We start from the raw sequence: 1,166 nt of genomic DNA on the forward strand, positions 1-1,166 counted from the left end.
GGAAACTCTGAAAAAGACTTCCCGATCTGGTGAAATACGCACCTCACACGAACAGAACGGTTGAGCCCCGATGAAACAGATGTCCTTCGCCGATGCCGAATACGCCGGCAAACGTAAGCAAACCCGACGTGAGCGCTTCCTGATCGAGATGGATCAGGTCGTGCCCTGGAAGGGTTTGATTGCCTTGATCGAGCCGTATTATCCGAAGGGTGAAGGCGGTCGTCCGGCGTATCCGTTGCTGGCGATGTTACGGGTTCATCTGATGCAAAACTGGTTCGGCTACAGCGACCCGGCGATGGAAGAATCACTGTATGAAACGACGATCCTGCGCCAGTTTGCAGGGCTGCATCTGGATCGAATTCCTGACGAAACCACGATCCTCAACTTTCGCCGTTTGCTGGAGAAAAATGAGCTGGCGGGTGGGATTTTGCAGGTTATCAACGGTTATCTGGGTGACCGTGGATTGATGCTGCGCCAAGGCACGGTGGTCGATGCCACGATCATTCATGCGCCCAGTTCGACCAAGAACAAGGACGGCAAACGCGATCCCGAAATGCACCAGACCAAGAAAGGAAATCAATATTTCTTTGGAATGAAAACGCACATCGGTGTCGATGCCGAATCCGGTTTGGTGCATAGCCTGGTGGGCACGGCGGCCAATGTGGCGGACGTTACTCAAGTCGATCAGTTGCTCCATGGTGATGAAACATACGTCTCTGGCGATGCCGGTTACACCGGTGTGGACAAACGCCCGGAGCACCAGGGCCGCCAGATGATCTGGTCGATTGCCGCACGGCCCAGCCGGTACAAAAAACACGGTAAGGAGAGCTTGATCACTCAGGTGTACCGCAAGATCGAACACGCGAAAGCGCAGGTACGGGCCAAGGTTGAGCACCCATTTCGGGTGATCAAGCGCCAGTTTGGCTATACGAAAGTGCGTTTTCGTGGCTTGTCGAAAAACATCGCGCAGCAGACCACGTTGTTCGCGTTGTCGAATCTGTGGATGGTGCGAAAACGGTTGATGGGTATGGGTGAGGTACGCCTGTAATGCGGGCTAATTGCTCTGAAACAGCGCGATTAAAGGAAAGAACCATGAATTAAGGGCAGGAAAGGTCTGTTTTTCGACCGACGCATGATTTTTTGAACCTCAAGTAGCGAGGGCATGA

At 53.3% G+C, this 1,166-nt stretch carries 1 protein-coding gene; it reads left to right on the plus strand.

Translation table 11 applies throughout. The features are described 5' to 3' along the window. The first annotated feature begins 70 nt into the window (after window positions 1-70). On the plus strand, window positions 71-1,048 hold the full coding sequence (locus ACZYSM_RS29145; protein WP_489077126.1) for an IS5 family transposase: 978 nt from the start codon (window positions 71-73) through the stop codon (window positions 1,046-1,048). Window positions 1,049-1,166 lie beyond the last annotated feature (118 nt).

Source organism: Pseudomonas sp. F220 (genome assembly GCF_057813935.1).

Bases quoted from the DNA above. Each gene is read 5' to 3' on its own strand.
- ACZYSM_RS29145 (WP_489077126.1), top strand. From the start codon at position 71: ATGAAACAGATGTCCTTCGCCGATGCCGAATACGCCGGCAAACGTAAG.